The organism is Nocardioides astragali (assembly GCF_024436375.1).
GTDB lineage: Bacteria > Actinomycetota > Actinomycetes > Propionibacteriales > Nocardioidaceae > Nocardioides > Nocardioides astragali.
On sequence record NZ_JAFMZM010000002.1, the window covers coordinates 438,638 to 454,531 of the forward strand.

Annotated in this window: 7 protein-coding genes; 5 read left to right on the forward strand and 2 right to left on the reverse strand. The window is 69.6% G+C overall.

Features of this window, described 5'->3' with window-relative positions; translation table 11 throughout:
- Window positions 1-2 precede the first annotated feature (2 nt).
- The 5 genes from J3P44_RS07110 to J3P44_RS07130 all read left to right on the forward strand — a co-directional run bounded on the left by J3P44_RS07110 (window position 3) and on the right by J3P44_RS07130 (window position 8,433).
- The gene (locus tag J3P44_RS07110; protein WP_255889577.1) at window positions 3-4,118 is read left to right on the forward strand and encodes a S8 family serine peptidase; all 4,116 of its coding nucleotides are present in this window, start codon (window positions 3-5) and stop codon (window positions 4,116-4,118) included.
- A gap of 122 nt (window positions 4,119-4,240) precedes the next feature.
- Window positions 4,241-5,155, forward strand: a complete 915-nt coding sequence (locus J3P44_RS07115) for an ATP-binding protein (protein ID WP_255889578.1) — start codon at window positions 4,241-4,243, stop codon at window positions 5,153-5,155.
- A 95-nt stretch (window positions 5,156-5,250) separates the two neighbouring features.
- Entirely contained in the window at window positions 5,251-5,514 is a 264-nt protein-coding gene (locus J3P44_RS07120) for a tyrosine-type recombinase/integrase (protein WP_255889579.1), read from the forward strand.
- Window positions 5,515-6,355: 841 nt separating this feature from the next.
- Window positions 6,356-7,006: a response regulator transcription factor gene (locus J3P44_RS07125; protein ID WP_255889580.1), complete on the forward strand. Its 651-nt coding sequence runs from the start codon at window positions 6,356-6,358 to the stop codon at window positions 7,004-7,006.
- On the forward strand, window positions 7,006-8,433 hold the full coding sequence (locus J3P44_RS07130; protein ID WP_255889581.1) for a sensor histidine kinase: 1,428 nt from the start codon (window positions 7,006-7,008) through the stop codon (window positions 8,431-8,433). Before J3P44_RS07125 ends, J3P44_RS07130 begins: the two co-directional genes overlap by 1 nt.
- 33 nt (window positions 8,434-8,466) lie before the next feature.
- Here J3P44_RS07130 and J3P44_RS07135 read toward each other — a convergent pair whose 3' ends face one another.
- A complete protein-coding gene (locus tag J3P44_RS07135; protein ID WP_255889583.1) occupies window positions 8,467-15,054 on the reverse strand; it encodes a CBM96 family carbohydrate-binding protein in 6,588 nt (2,195 codons plus the stop codon).
- 86 nt (window positions 15,055-15,140) lie between these two features.
- Window positions 15,141-15,866 (reverse strand): hypothetical protein, encoded by a 726-nt coding sequence (locus tag J3P44_RS07140; RefSeq protein WP_255889584.1) that lies wholly within the window; start codon window positions 15,864-15,866, stop codon window positions 15,141-15,143.
- Window positions 15,867-15,894 lie beyond the last annotated feature (28 nt).

Below are 15,894 nucleotides of genomic sequence, written 5' to 3' on the forward strand. Positions count from 1 at the left end.
CGATGGGCCCACTCGGCGACGGCGGCCACACGATCCGGATGGTCGGATTCCCCCAGGGGGAGGACGACGCGCCGCGGGAGCAACGGGTGCGCGGGCGGGCCCGGTCGCCGATCCCGGTCGTGGTCCAGTTCCGCCGACCTCTGTCAGCGGAGGAGCAGCAGCGGCTGAAGAGCACCTACCGGCTCGACCTGAGCACGTACATACCGGACACCGCCTACCTCGAGACCCTCGACCCCGAGACGGCCGAGCGGCTCGCTCGTGACGGGCTGGTGCGGGCGGTCATCGACTACCCCACGGCCGCCAAGATCGTGCCGGGCATCGGTGATCGGGTGTTCCGGACCGAGGAACGGCAGGCGCTGCAGGGGATCTGGCTCGACGTCGTCCTGTTCGACCAGGCCGACCCCGAGGCCGTCGCCGGCCGGATCGGTGACCTAGAGGGCGTGAGCGACGTCCAGGTCGTCGACGACCGGCCGCTCGGGGGGTCGGCCCATGTCCGGCTGGTGGCCGAGTCGACCCAGATCCTCGAGGAGCTCGCCGTGCTGCCCGAGGTCCGCGCGATCGACGAGGTGCCCGAGCGAAAGATGGACAACGCCAACGCGGCCGGGACGCTCCAATCCGGCACGCCCGGCACCCGCACCGTGTGGGACCAGGGACTGCACGGCGAGGGTCAGATCATCGGGATGATTGACAGCTCCCCGCTCGACATCAACCACTGCTTCTTCATGGACGCTGCGAGCAACACTCCGGGTCCGGCGCACCGCAAGGTGGTCGACATCCGAAACGGCGGCGGTGCGGGGGCCGGGTTCCATTCGTCCTTCGTCGCCGGCTGCGCCGCGGGCGACGACGTGAACAACCCCGGTGCGGCCGCGCGACGCGGCGGCGCCTGGGCCGCCCGGCTCGTCAGCGGGACCACCGGCGACGTCAACTCTGGCAGCATGCTCACCGAGCTCAGCGCGGCGGCCGCGGCGGGCGCAACCATCCACACCAACAGTTGGCACGACGACGACCACGGGGCGGGTAACCCGGCCCCGTACAACCAGACGGCCGTGGACGTCGACACGTTCACCTGGAACAACGAGGACCACCTGGTGCTCGGCTCGGCCGGAAACACCGGCGAGGAGCAGGGGTCCCCAGGGACGGCGAAGAACGCGATCTGCGTCGCCGCGTCGATGGCCGACCCCAACGAGCTCCAGATCGGCGACGGCAACCCGGGGCCGACCGCGGACAACCGACGCAAGCCCGACGTCGTGTCCCCTGGCTGCGGGATAACCTCCGCCAACGCGGGCACCGCCTGCGGCACCACCGCGGGCGCTTGCGCGACGAGCTGGGCGACACCCCACACCGCCGCAGGCGCCGCCCTCGTGCGCCAGTACTTCACGGAGGGCTGGTATCCCACTGGCGCGGCCTCTCCCCACCACGCCTTCGTCCCCACGGGCGCCCTGCTCAAGGCGGCGCTCGCGAACGGCACGCTCGACATGACTTCGGCCGGCGGGTATCCCAACAACACCGAGGGCTGGGGACTGCTACGCCTCGACGACCTGCTCCACTTCGCTGGGGACCCGATCAACCTCCGGGTATGGGACTACCGGCACCAGGACGGCCCGACGACCGGCGTCACCCACACCCATCATGTCGACGTGGCAAGCAACACCGTCCGTCTCAAGGTGACTCTGGCCTGGACCGATCCACCCGGAACCCTCAACTCCACCGCCGCCATGGTCAACGACCTCGACCTCGAGGTCGTCGCCCCCGGGGGCCAGACCTTCCTCGGCAACGTCTTCGCGGGCGGCGTCTCCACCACCGGTGGGACGGCCGACAACGCCAACAACGTCGAGGCGGTGCTGATCAACTCACCCGCTGCCGGCGACTGGACGATCCGCGTCGTCGGACGGGCCGTCAACGTCGGCAGCCCGGGCCAGGGATACGGACTCGTGGTCACCGCGGACCTGACCGAACCGCCGGTGGCGACGGGGGTGCAGGACACGGTGGTGGCCCGCGTGCGGTTCGCAGACATCGCGACCGAGCCGCCGCTTGCGAACCTGCAGAGCCTGATGGTCGAGCTGGCGTCCTACGTGCAGGAGGTCAGCTACGGACAGGCCACCGTGGTCCCGCGCTACCGCGGCACGATCGACCTGGACCACAACCGTGACTACTACACCCACCCCGACCGCAACCCGCTGATCGAACTGACCGAAGAGGTCGTCGCGAACCTGGTCGCAGCCGAACCCACCTTGTTCGACGACGTCGAGCGGCTCCTCATCGTGACCAACGACGTCAACTTCACCGGTGACTGGGCCACGACCGGGCTGTGGCCCTATTCGCTGCCCGCGGGATTCTCGCGACCCATCTCGGTCTCGATCCACTCCTACGCGAACCCGGCGGCGCGCTACACCCACGGCATGCTGCACCAGTTCGGGCTGGTCGACCTCTATGCGCACCCCGGCGTCGTCTTCCCGCGGCCCTATGTCGACGACTGGGACAACATGGGCGGGACCTACACCAACGTCCACCCGCTCGTGTGGTCCAAGGAACGGGCCGGGTGGCTCACCGCCCACGGCGACACCATCGAGTACATCCCACGGCCCGCGGCCGGAGCATCGTACGGCGGCCTCAACCCGATCCCGCTGTTCCGCAACCCGTCGGGGGCTGCGAACCGCAAGGCCATCGCCATCGGGCTCAGCGAGGGAGCCGCAACGCTGGCGGCAGAGAATGCCTTCTACTATGTCGAGGCCCGCCGCAACACCCAGGCCGACTTCGACGCCGCCCTGCCCGGCAGCGGAGTACTCGTCTACTACGTCAACGAGCAGATCCCCCAGGGCGAAGGTCCAGTGATCCTGCGGGACAAGAATCTCCTGACCACCCACCTCGGGGACGCTTTCTGCGTCGCCGGCGACGTCGTGTCGATCCCCGGCACCGGGATCACGCTCACCGTGCTGGCGGCAGGCGGCGGGGCGCCGTTCAACATCCAGGTGGACTACACCGCGCCGGTCACGGACTACAACGTCAGCATCACCCGCGGCGACACGATCGGCGGCAACTTCTACGACTGGCTGAGCCCGGACATCTGGGTGGACTCGCCCAAGAACGGCTTCAACCTCGGTGGCGGCCCGCCGCCACACGAACAGCGGGAGAACCCGGTCGCCGGCCAGGTCAACCGCATCTACGCACGTGTCCGCAACGCCGGCCCCGCCACCGCGTTCGACTTTGACATCCGGTACAGGATCTCCGAGCCGTACCACACGGTCGGAGGGGAGGCCGACTTCGACACCTTCGTCGGCATCAAGCACGTGACGAGCTTGGCCGCGGGCTCAGAGACGCTGGAGTACGTCGAGTGGACGCCGGCCACGGGCGACGACCCGCACACGTGCGTGGCGGTCGACCTGATCAACCTCGTCGGCACCGACACCAACGAGCACGACAACTGGGCCCAGGAGAACCTCGATGTCGTCACCAGCGTGACCTCGAGCCCGTTCCACCCAGTCGCGCACCGCTACAACCTCACCAACCCCTACGAGCAGGAGCAGCTGTTCTACTTCCGACCCGAGGGCGTGCCCGACGGATGGGACGTCGACCTCCAGCCGCGCAAGGTCCGGCTCCAGCCCGGCGAGCGCATGTTCGGCGAGATCACCATCACTCCACCGAAGGACGCGGAGGTCTGCACCAGCCAGCACATCGCGGTCACCAGCTGGGCGCCGCGCGGCGACACCCTGACTCGCGTAGGTGGTGCCGTCGTGCAGGTGGACCTGCGGCGGCCGACGGTGATGACTTTCGACGCAAGCGTTCAGCGCTGCGACGGCAAGGACCTGGAACAACTCTTCGAGGAGGCCAAGAAGCGGGGCGAGGAGATCGACCCGGACCGGCTGCGCAAGGAGTGCCTCCGGATCACAGCCCAAGGATGCCTAGACCCTCCCCAGGCCGGCGTCGAAGTGATCCTGAAGTACGTCGATCCCCTCGGCAACGTCACCTACCGGACCGCCGTGACCGACGAGAACGGATGCTTCGAAGACTTCATGGTCGACACCGGGACCGGCAACTGGCGAGTCGAGGCCGAGTACCCGGGAGGAAAATGCGAGGGACCAGCGCGACCCCGCCCCATCATCGTCTGCTGGTGTCCATGACCGGATCCCAGCACCGGGGCAACCCACGCACTGAACTCATCGTCCGCGTTGGGGCGCTGCGACTGGCCGCTATCGCCCGCCCGTCGGTGGCGCAAGCACCTGCCTGAGCCTAGTGTCGGCACGTGGACGGGGCAGTCGAGCCGCAGCTGGACATCGATCCGGTCATCGACGCTTGGGCGCTGAACGCGCTGGGGCAGCTCGCCCAGCTGGCGGGGGTGCACCGCGTCGGCTTGGCCGTCGTGGAGGGTGGGGGGCGCCGGCTCCGGTTCACCGCGAGCGATCGGGCACGTGGGGCCGTTGCGAGGTGGTGTCTGGTGGACGCCTACGACGACGTGCCGCTCAACCGCGCCGTCCGAAGTGGCGCGGCCGTCGTGGGCACCCTGGGCCAGCTCAGGTCGACCTATGCCGACTTTGTGGACGCCCAAGGCGGCACCCCGACGCTCTCCGTCGTCGCCGTGCCGATCAGGGCCGCCGCCCAGGTGCTGGGCGGGTTCGTGCTGTTCTACGACGAGCCTACGGACAGCTCCGTGGCCTTCGTTGAGGGGCTGCTCGCTCACGGCGCCAGGCTGGGGCAGGAGCTGCGCGTGGCGCAGCGGCAGCGTGTGCGTGAACTCGACGATTGGGTCGACGACACGGCGCCCGGGGCCAGGACGGCCCGCCACGACCTTCCGCTTGACCCGGCCGCTGTGGGGGAGGCGCGGTCCTTTGTGCGTCGAACCCTCAAGGGGTGGGGCGTGGGGGAGGACTGCACCGAGACTGCGGTGTTGTGTCTCTCAGAGCTGGTGACTAACGCGGCGGTGCATGGCTCCGGTCGTTGCTCGGTGCGCGTGAGTGAGGAGTCGGGCGTCGTCACCGTGGCAGTACGGGACGCAGGCACCCGGGTGGTAGTGCCGACGGGAGGGTCGGCGGGCGGGGGCGGGGCGGACCCCCTCGCGGTGCATGGCAGAGGGCTACGGCTGGTGGACGCGCTCGCCAGTCGATGGGGCTCGGATCTCAGTGCGACGGGGTTGACGGTGTGGTTCGTGCTAGATGGCTGAGTCCTGGGGGTAGTTGAGGGCGACGCCTCGGACTCCGATCCCGACCCGTTGCCAACGCAACGTGCCGCCGCGGCTCTGAAGTCAGTGGGCACGGCATGCATCGGCATGCCAACAGGCCCGCGCTCTACAAGGTCTTCTACAAGGCACGCGAGCAAGCCGGAAGGCCCGACCTCCGGTTCCACGACCTCCGCCACACCGGCGCTGTCCTGGCCGCCAGCACCGGCGCCACACTGGCCGAACTGATGGCCCGCCTCGGACACTCCACCGCCGGCGCAGCACTGCGCTACCAACACGCGGCCAAGAACCGCGACAAGGTCATAGCCGAAGCCCTGTCGAACCTGGCGACGAAAGAACTCTAACCAGGCGCCACGGAAGCCAATCCACGATCGCTTGGACGCCGGGCCCCTTCCAAAGCTGACCTCGGGCAGTCGGTCCGCATACGTGCCGGCATCCACCTCTCGTCCGACACCTCGCTAACGCCTCAGGCCAGCAAGCGGTGCGGAATCACACGCGCCTTGTGGCTTAGGTCCGAGCTGGTCACTGCGCCTCATCGCGTCATCCACAAAGGGCCGTTAGACGATCGCCGCGCGGGACGCGCGAAGAGCGATCATGCTGTGGTCGCGATCGGCGTTGCGCGGCACGTCTGAGCCAAGTCTCCACGCTCGGCGACGCGGGGTGGTGCAGATACCTCACGTCAAAGTGGCTCAGTCTGGTTCCAACGCGTTTCCGCAGCACGTTACTGATGGCCAGGTGGGCGGCCGGCCCCGGCGCGTCGCATGGCGTCGGTGACTACGGCGGTTGCGTCTCGCTCACCGCGGCCGATGGCAGCGCCAGCAGCGCTCGGGCTTCGCGAGCTTCGTATCGGCAGAGCTCTGGCCCCGCCGTCCACTGCGGCTCTGGTGTGCGTGTTTCGGCCTCGTCGTACTGCCGCGGGGCGGTATGACCATCGCTAGGGCTACGCCCGCACGTGCAAGGCGAGTGGACCGGTCACGCTCGAGACTCCGGTGGCAACAGTGGCGAGGACCAGCGAGCTCGGCAAGCGGCTGGATCTCCGGAATCGACTTTCGTGGTGGGGCCTGGTCACAGAGTCGACTTCGGTGATCAGGCGCGAAGGCGCCCCGAAACGTTCCGCGACGCCTCCGACGCCGGTACCCTGACTTGCAGACGGGGCACCGGGAGTGTCGCGAGTGGGTGGTCAACATGGACGAGTCGCCGGGCACTGGCGCATTGCGGGTCGTCGTGGTGGATGATCACACTTTCTACCGCGACGGTCTCGTCGGCCTGCTCGAGGAGAGCGGGCTGGTCGTCGTCGCCGACGTGGCCACCGGGGAAGCCGTCCTCGGCGCGGTGGCCGAGACGCAACCGGATGCGGTCGTGATGGACCTGAGCATGCCCGGCATGGGGGGCGTCGAGGCGACGCGGCTGTTGAGCGAGCACCATCCTTCGACGCCGGTGGTGATGCTCACGGTCAGTCAGGAGGAGGACGACGTGCTTGCGGGCCTGCTCGCAGGCGCGCGGGGCTTCGTCCTCAAGGACGGGCCCGTGGAGGATGTCGTCAAGGCGATCAGGGAGGCTGCGGCGGGTCGCGCCTTCTTGTCGGCGCGGGTCTCCCGGCGCCTGCTGGAGCACGTCCAGCGCACACACCGTCGCCATGGCGGGTCACGGTTCACGGAACAGGAGATCGACGTACTGTCCCGCTTGTCGGAGGGCGAGTCGCCGGAGACGATCGCGACCTCCATGGGCACCACCGAGCGTGCCGTGCGCCGTCTCGCCTCCGACGTCGTGACGAAGATGCAGGTCGAGAACCGTGGAGAGATCGCGGTCCGCGCCCTTCGTGATCGCATCGTCTGATGAACGTCGTCCGGGGGGTGGGCATGCGTCGGGCTGCCCTTGCAGCGGTTGCCCTGTGCCTCATCGTCCCGATCCTTCTCGAGGTCTTCGACTTCGACCCCAGCATCGGCAACCGGCGCTTCCACGTCGCCATGGAGACCGCGGACGCGATGGTCCTCATCTTCCTGGCCGCGGTGCTGCTCGGGCGCTTCCGCAGCGACGGGTCGCGTCGCAACCTCCTGCTGATCTGCGGCGTGGTGATCGTGGCCGCCAAGAACGGACTGTTCGCCGCCCTGGCCATGTTCGAGGAGCAGGCGATCCAGGGGACCGACCCCTTGATCTGGGGCACCGCCGTGAGTGGAGTGCTCGGCGCGGCGGTTCTCGCGTCCGCCGGTGTCCTCGAGGACCGCAGGATCGACAACTCGACCGGCCGAGCCGCCATCGTGGTGGCGCTCGCCTGCGCGTCCGTCGTGGGGATGACGCTCTGCGCCATCGTGATCGGGGACGCGCTGCCGCGCGCGTTCCCGGTGCTGCCGGAGGAGCCGGACGTGGTGAACGAGCTCGAGCTGCTGAGCGGTCACCCCATCAAGATCGCCATCGACCTGCTGACCGCAGCGGGCTACGCCGTCGCGGCCGTGGCCTTCGCGCGACTGGCCGACCGCACCTCCGACAACTTCATCGGCTGGATGGGCATCGGGTCGACGATCGCGGCGGGCGCGTTCGTCTACTACGCACTCATCCCGTCGCGGTTCACCGAGCTGATCTACGGTGGGGAGTTCCTGTGGATCAGTGCGGTGGCCGCCTTCTGGTATGGCGCTGTGAGCGAGATCGCCAACCTGGAGGCGGCCCTGGTCCGCTCCGCGGTGCGAGCCGAAAGGCGCAGGGTGGCGCGCGACCTCCATGACGGAGTCGTGCAGGAGCTCGCCTACATCTCCTCGCAGACGGGCTGGCTTCGCGGGCGGGTGACGGACGACCAGCTCCAGTCGGCGGTCGAACGCATCGGAGACGCTGTCGAGCGGGCGCTCGACGAGTCACGAGGGGCGATCGCCGCGCTCAACCGGGAGACCCACGAGCCGCTCCACACGGCCGTCGGCAACGCCGCCAAGGACGTGGCGGACCGCGTCGGCGTACACCTCGAGCTCGACCTGGATCCGGACGCAGACGCGCCCGTGGAGTGGCGCGACGCGCTCATCAGGATCGCCCGCGAAGCCGTCGGGAACGCCGTGAGGCACGGGGGTGCGACGCACGTGCGCCTGGTGCTGCGGGGCAGTCCTCCGACCCTGGACATCCGGGACGACGGGTCCGGGTTCGACCCGGCGGCGCCGCGATCGCCCCATAGCTTCGGGATCCGCTCGATGCGCGAGCGTGCCGAGTCACTGGGTGGTGAGCTTGAGATCGGCTCGGCGCCCGGAGAGGGCACGCACGTCGTGGTGCTGCTTCCTCAGTGACTGGCGCTCCGCGACCGTCGCACTCGGTGCCACTCAGAAAGCGGGCTTGAACGTGAGGACGAGCTGCGGGAGGTTCTCCCCCTTCTCGCGTGCGTGGAACTGCTGCTCGGCGTCCTGACCTTCGATGGCGTCTCTGATCAGGAAGCCGTGGTTCGCGCCGCTCGAGAACATCTCCGGGACGAGTGTCGCGACATCCCACTCGCGGTAGCCGGTGCCCGAGATAGTCGTGGCCGCCGCGCCTGCGGTCTGAGGCGCGTTGGTCCATGTCACGCCGCTCTCCGTCCAGGAGCCGGCGAGCCGGAATGCCTGCAGCGTGCGCTGGCTGCTCGACGTCGAGGCGGCGTACAGGCGCAGCCTGGCCGTGTCGAGAACGCAGCCGGCCGGGACCGTCGGGAGGTTGAACCGGACCAGGGCACGGAAGTTGTCGGCGGGCTGCTTGGCCTGCACCTTGAGGATCGAGTCGGTGCCCTTGTTGTTGGTCGGACTGTTCTGGTCGATCCAGGCGTCTGCCGCGGCCGGGGCCGTGACCGGCGACGGGCATCCGATTGACGGAACCGAGACCGTCCAGGTATGGGTGGCGGGAGTGGCGTCGGCGTTCCCGGCCGGGTCGGTGGCGCGGACCCGGAAGGTGTGGGTGCCGACGGCCAGCGCGGTGTGGGTGGCCGGCGAGGTGCAGGCGGTGAACGCGCCGGAGTTCAGTGCGCACTGGAACGTCGATCCTGTCTCGGAGGCGGTGAACGCGAAGCTGGCGCTGGTGCTGGTGGTTTGCGCTGGTGGCGCGGAGGTGATTGTGGTCTGCGGCGCGGTGGTGTCCGGCGCCTGGATGGTCCAGGTGTGGGTGGCGGGAGTGGAGTCGGTGTTGCCGGCCGGATCGGTGGCGCGGACCCGGAAGGTGTGGGTGCCGACTGCCAGGCCGGTGGAGGTGGCCGGCGAGGTGCAGGCGGTGAACGCGCCGGAGTTCAGTGCGCACTGGAACGTCGATACTGTCTCGGAGGCGGTGAACGCGAAGCTGGCGCTGGTGCTGGTGGTTTGCGCTGGTGGCGCGGAGGTGATTGTGGTCTGCGGCGCGGTGGTGTCCGGCGCCTGGATGGTCCAGGTGTGGGTGGCGGGAGTGGAGTCGGTGTTGCCGGCCGGATCGGTGGCGCGGACCCGGAAGGTGTGGGTGCCGACTGCCAGGCCGGTGTAGGTGGCCGGCGAGGTGCAGGCGTTGAACGGCTCGGAGTCGAGCGCGCACTGGAACGTCGATCCTGTCTCGGAGGCGGTGAACGCGAAGCTGGCGCTGGTGCTGGTGGTTTGCGCTGGTGGCGCGGAGGTGATTGTGGTCTGCGGCGGGGTGTTGTCCGGTGCCTGGACGGTCCAGCTGTGCGTGGCTGGGCTCTGGTCGGTGTTGCCGGCCGGGTCGGTGGCGCGGACCCGGAAGCTGTGGGTGCCGACGGTCAACGCGGTGTAGGTCGCGGGCGTGGTGCAGGGCGCGAACGGGGCGGAGTCCAGCGAGCATTCGAAGGTAGAGCCAGCCTCGGTCGCGGCGAAGGTGAACGCCGCCGACGTGCTGGTGGTCTGGTTGGCCGGACCGGAGTCGATGGTGGTCTCCGGGGCGGTGGTGTCCGCGGCCTCGATCGTCCAGGTGCGGACAGCCGGGCTGGCGTCGGTGTTGCCTGCCAGGTCGTTGGCGCGGACCCGGAAAGTGTGCGAGCCGACGGACAGACCGGTGTAGCGTGCTGGCGAGGTGCAGACCGCGAAATCCCCGGAGTCCAGCACGCACTCGAACGTCGCCCCCTGCTCGCTGGAGAAGGTGAGCTCCGCGCTGGTGGCGGTCGTGGGTCCGGCCGGACCGGAGTCGATGGCGGTCTCCGGGGCGGAGGTGTCGTCGGCTTCGATCGTCCAGTTGTGCACGGCCGGGCTCTCGTCGGTGTTGCCGGCCCGGTCTGTTGCTCGCACCTCGAACGTGTGCGGCCCCTCGGCCAGGTCGGTGTAGGCCCGCGGGCTCGTGCACGCCACGAAGTCGGCCGCAGCCTGGCTGTCCAGTCGGCACTCGAAGGAGCCGGGCTCGTCGGCCGAGAACGTGAACGTCGCTGTTGTGGCGCCAGTGGGGTCGTTCGGCTCGGAGTCGATGGTGGTCTCCGGGGCTGTGGTGTCGGCGGCCTCGATCGTCCAGGTGTGCACGGTCGGGCTCTGGTCAGTGTTGCCGGCCGCGTCTGTGGCCCGCACCCGGAAGCTGTGGCTGCCCAGGGACAGTCCCGTGTACTGGCGCGGAGAGGTGCAGACCGCGAAGTCCCCAGAGTCCAAGGCGCACAGGAACGTCACCCCCGGCTCGCCGGAGAAGGTGAGCTCCGCGGTGGTGGCGGTCGTGGGGTCGGCAGGACCCGAGTCGATGGTGGTCTCCGGGGCGGTGGTGTCGATGGTCCACGTGTAGGAGGCCGGGCTCGGGTCGGTGTTCCCAGCCCCGTCGGTGGCCCGCACCCGGAAAGTGTGGACCCCATCGGCCTGGCCGGGGTAGTCGGCTGGGGAGGTGCACGGCGTGAAGTCTGCTGAGTCCAGCGCGCATTCGAATGCCGCTCCGGCTTCGCTGGAGAACGTGAACGCCGCACCCGAGCTGATGCTGGGGTCGGTTGGCGCGGAGTCGATGGTGGTCTGCGGGGCGGTGGTGTCGATGGTCCACGTGTACGTCGCGGGGCTGGCGTCGGTGTTGCCGGCATGGTCGGTGGCCCGCACCCGGAAGGTGTGGGCCCCGTCAGTCTGGTCGGGGTAGTCGGCTGGGGAGGTGCATGGCTCGAACCCGCCCTCGTCCACGGCGCACTCGAAGGACGCCCCCTGCTCGTCGGCGGCGAAGCCGAAGGAGGCCGAGGTGTTCCTGGTCGGGTCGTTGGGCCGGTCGGTGATGGTGGTTTCGGGCGCGGTGGTGTCGACGGTCCACGTGTACGTCGCGGGCGTTGCGTCGGTGTTGACGGCTTGGTCGGTGGCCCGCACCCGGAAGGTGTGGCTGCCCTCGGTCAGGTCGGGGTAGTCGGCTGGGGAGGTGCACGGCGTGAAGCCTGCTGAGTCCAGCGCGCACTGGAATGCCGCTCCGGCTTCGCTGGAGAACGTGAACGCCGCACCCGAGCTGATGCTGGGGTCGGCTGGCGCGGAGTCGATGGTGGTCTGCGGGGCGGTGGTGTCGATGGTCCACGTGTACGTCGCGGGGCTGGCGTCGGTGTTGCCGGCATGGTCGGTGGCCCGCACCCGGAAGGTGTGGCTGCCCTCGGTCAGGTCGGGGTAGTCGGCTGGGGAGCTGCATGGCTCGAACCCGCCCTCGTCCAGCGCGCACTCGAAGGACGAGCCCTCCTCGTCGGCGCCGAAGCGGAACGTCGCCGAGACGTTCTTGGTCGGGTCGACCGGCCGGTCGGTGATGGTGGTTTCGGGAGCTGTGGTGTCCACCGTCCACGTGTACGTCGCCGGGCTGGCGTCGGTGTTGCCGGCATGGTCGGTGGCCCGCACCCGGAAGGTGTGGGCCCCGTCAGTCTGGTCGGGGTAGTCGGCTGGGGAGCTGCATGGCTCGAACCCGCCCTCGTCCAGCGCGCACTCGAAGGACGAGCCCTCCTCGTCGGCGCCGAAGCGGAACGTCGCCGAGACGTTCTTGGTCGGGTCGACCGGCCGGTCGGTGATGGTGGTTTCGGGAGCTGTGGTGTCCACCGTCCACGTGTACGTCGCCGGGCTGGCGTCGGTGTTGCCCGCTCGGTCGGTCGCCTTCACGCGAAGCGTATGGGAACCCTCGGTCAGGCCGGCGAAGTCGGCCGAGGAACTGCACCCCTCGAAGCCGCGATCGTCCAAGGCGCACTGGAAGGTCGAGTCCGCCTCATCGGCGGCGAAGCCGAACGTCGCCGAGGTCCTTTTGGTCGGGTCGTCGGGCCGGTCGGTGATGGTGGTCTGGGGCGCGGTGGTGTCCACCGTCCACGTGTGGGCGGCGGGCGTCGGATCGGTGTTGCCCGTAGGGTCGGTCGCCCGCACGCGGAGCGTGTGGGATCCGTCGCCGAGGCCGCGATACTCGGCCGGGGAGGCGCAGGGCTCGAATTCGCCGCCGTCAAGCGAGCAGTGCAGCGCGGCACCAGGCTCGCTTGAGAAAGCCAACGTCGCACCGGTGGAGGTGGTGGGGTCGGCAGGGCCGGTGTCGATGGTGGTCTCCGGAGCGATGGTGTCGATCGTCCAGGTGTACGTCGCCGGGCCGGCGTCGGTGTTGCCGGCCAGGTCGGTGGACCGCACCCGGAAGGTGTGGGATCCCTCGCCGAGGCCTGCGTACTCGACCGGCGTGGCACAGCTCGTGAAAGCGCCGCCGTCGAGAGAGCACTCAAAGGTCGAGTCAGGCTCGTCGGCGGCGAGGCCAAAGGCCGCCGAGCTGCTGGCGGTGAGCTCGGCCGGCCGGTCGGTGATGGAGGTCTCGGGTGCCGTGGTGTCGATGCGCCAGGTGAATGACGCCGGGCTCGCGTCGGTGTTGCCCGCGAGGTCGGTGGCCCGGACCTCGACGTGGTGCACACCCTGGGCAAGCCCCTGGCGCCTGAGCGGGGAGGCGCAGGACGCGAAGACGGCCTGGTCGACCGAGCATTCGAACCGGAGCGCCAGGCCAGGACTGAGGTCATCGGTGCCTGTGAAGGCGATGGTCGCCGACGTGCTGTTGGTCGGGTCGGCCGGGTGGTCGGTGATCGTGGTCTCGGGCGGGTTCCAATCCACCTTGCACAGCACGCCCATGCACTGCTCGGGCTTGAGGTTGCCGGTCGCGATGTTCCCGCTCCCGTCGATGCTCCCGAGGGCTGCGTTGATGCCCAGCCCGCGGTTGTCCCTGACCACGTTGGCGGTGAGGGTGTGTCCGCCCTTCGCCACCACGATGCCGTCGGCCAGGTTCTCGCTGACGGTATTGCCGAGGATGAGGTTGCCGAGCTCGGGAAGCGGGTTGCCCAGCGGGTCCGCGGCATCGTCGGACACGTAGATGCCCTGGGCGCCGTTCTGGTTGGCGGTGTTCGTGGCGACTTTGTTCGCGAGCGAGCCGCCGCCCAGCTCGATGCCGATCCCCGTGGTGCTGCTCGCGTTGTTCGACTCCACCAAGTTCCGGCTCGACCCGTCGAGCTGCAGCCCGCCGGTGTTGAAGCGCACGTCGTTGCCCTGGACGACGCCGTCGCTGGCGGACTCGAGCGTGATGCCGCTGTCGGACATCCGGTGGGAGGTGTTCGACACGAGCCGGTTGCGGTCGGACTCGAAGACCAGGATGCCGTGGTCGCCGCTCTCGGCGACGGTGTTGCTCTCGACGAGGTTGCCGTGCGAACCCGCTCTGAGCTCGATGCCCCCGTCGCTGTTGTTCGAGACCGCGTTGCCGAGCAGCGTGTTGCCCGTTGCCCGCTCCAGCCCGATGCCGAGGTCGCCGCCACCGCCGACGGTGTTGTTCACGAGCCGGTTGCCGTCGGAGTCGCGGACCAGCAGGCCAGCGCCGCCGTTGCCGCTGACGGAGTTGTCGGCCACGAGGATGCCCTTCGTGCCGCTCACCAGCGTGATCCCGCCGCCGTTCTGGTCCAGGGTGTTGCCGCGGACCTCGCTGTCGGCGACGTCGAAGAGCTCGACGGCGGCCACCTGGTGCTCGCGCAGGGCCAGCCGCTCGATGGCGTTGTGGTGGGTCTCGGGACGCAGCCGAACGCCGTAGTCGAACTGCTGGAGCGCCCCGTTCCTGACGGTCACGTGGTCGTGGCCGTCGTTGAGGATCCCCGAGCCCAGGCCCACGCCGTCGATCAGGTGGCCGCCGAGGTCGACGATGATCCGGTCGGTGCCGATCACCAACCCGTCGCCCGGACACTCGGTGAGGTCGTTGGTGACAAGGGTGCTGTGCATGAGCACCTGGCCGCAAGCCACGGCCGCGGGCGTGGCCGGGGCCGGGGCCGCCTCGCCCGGGGACTCGTCGGACGGCGGAGCGGCGAACCGGATCACCAGCTCCGGCGGAGACTCGCCCTTCTCCCTGCCGTAGAAGCCGTGACCGGCGCTGGTCTCGGTGCCCTCGGCGGCGTCGCGGATGAGAAAGCCGTGGTTGGCCCCCCCGAGCATGGCCTCGACCTGCGAAGCCACGTTCCAGCGCATGTAGCCTGCCTGGGACCAGATCCTGACCGGCTCGCCGGTCGTCTCCGGCTGGTTGCTCCAGGTGACCCCGGTCTCCGACCAGTGGGAGGCGAGCCGTACGGCCTCTGCCCTCGCCCCGTCGGAATCCTCGGAGGCGAAGAGCCCGAGCTTGGCGGAGGCGACCACGCACCCGGGCGGCACCGCGGCAGGCAACGGGAACCGGACCAGCGCGCGGGCGCGACCGCTGACCACAGCCGTGTCCACGTTGGCAGACCCGCCGTCGACGTTGAGGATGGAGTCTCCGCCCTTCCCGGCGAACGGGCTGTTCTCGTCGATCCAGCTGTCGGCGTCGGCGGTGGACCTGACGGTCTGCTCCTGGCAGGCCGGCTCCGACAGTTCGACGGCGGTGGCGGGCGCGGCGGCAGCGGCTGCGGCGAGGCCTCCGGCTGCCGTCGTACCCAGGACGGCGAGCAGCGCAGCGACGGCGACGAAGCCCTGGCAGGCGAGGCGCATGTGGCGATAGAGGGCCTTGGTCTCGCCGCTTCTCGACATCTGTCGATCTCCCTTTGGTGACAGGTTCAGTTGTCCGCCGGGCGCTCCCGCCGGGATGTTGCTCGCCCTGGAAGAGGTCAGATCTCCTAGGCCGACCGGATGAAGTAGCCGGCGCCGCCCTTCGAGGCCTTCGCCCTGGCGACGCCGCGCAGCTCGCCTCCGGGAAGGACGATCAGGCGGACCTGCCCGGCCCGCAGGTGGCCCAAGCCCTCCGCGCGCTTCCGGGTGAGGGCCAGCTTGAGGCGTTTGCCGTCGACCATCCGGATCGTCCCGGTGCCGCGCCGTCCCAGGGAGAGGTCGCCCTTCAATGCCAGACCGGCAGCGGACGCACCGCTGAGCTCGCCGCCCGGGGAGACGGTCAGCTCGTAGAGCCCAGCCCCGCCGGACGGCGGGTTGGCCTCGTAGCTGCCCGTGCTGCCGTCGGGAAGCGAGACGGTGCCGATCACCGAGCCGCCGCTCAGCTTGCCCTCCGCCTCCGCGTCCCCGTCATCGGACTGCGCGGCGAAGCCGCCGTCCGAGACCGGCGCGGAGAACCACTCGCTCACACCGTTGCCGTCGGAGACATAGACCTGTACGGCGCCGGCGTCCTGCCCCTCCTGTGCGGGTGCGGCAACGACCGCCACAAAGGCCTTCGTACCGGACACCTCGCCCACGAAGCTGCCGGCGAGCTCGACGGCCTCCACCGCCTTCTCGACCTTCTCGGGCTTGTCGCCCTCGGGTGGATCCTCGCCGTCACTGCTGCAACCCGCGAGCCCGGTGAGCAGCAGTGCTCCCGTCACGAGCCAGACGCCGATGGGTGTCCGCTTGACCATCCGTGTTCCCCCTCCGTGAGGTCTTGGT

Excerpts from the sequence above, each read along its gene's own strand:
- J3P44_RS07110 (WP_255889577.1), top strand. The coding sequence starts at position 3 with ATGGGCCCACTCGGCGACGGCGGCCACACGATCCGGATGGTCGGATTC.
- J3P44_RS07120 (WP_255889579.1), top strand. The coding sequence starts at position 5,251 with ATGCATCGGCATGCCAACAGGCCCGCGCTCTACAAGGTCTTCTACAAG.
- J3P44_RS07125 (WP_255889580.1), top strand. The coding sequence starts at position 6,356 with ATGGACGAGTCGCCGGGCACTGGCGCATTGCGGGTCGTCGTGGTGGAT.
- J3P44_RS07130 (WP_255889581.1), top strand. The coding sequence starts at position 7,006 with ATGAACGTCGTCCGGGGGGTGGGCATGCGTCGGGCTGCCCTTGCAGCG.
- J3P44_RS07135 (WP_255889583.1), bottom strand. The coding sequence starts at position 15,054 with ATGTCGAGAAGCGGCGAGACCAAGGCCCTCTATCGCCACATGCGCCTC.
- J3P44_RS07140 (WP_255889584.1), bottom strand. The coding sequence starts at position 15,866 with ATGGTCAAGCGGACACCCATCGGCGTCTGGCTCGTGACGGGAGCACTG.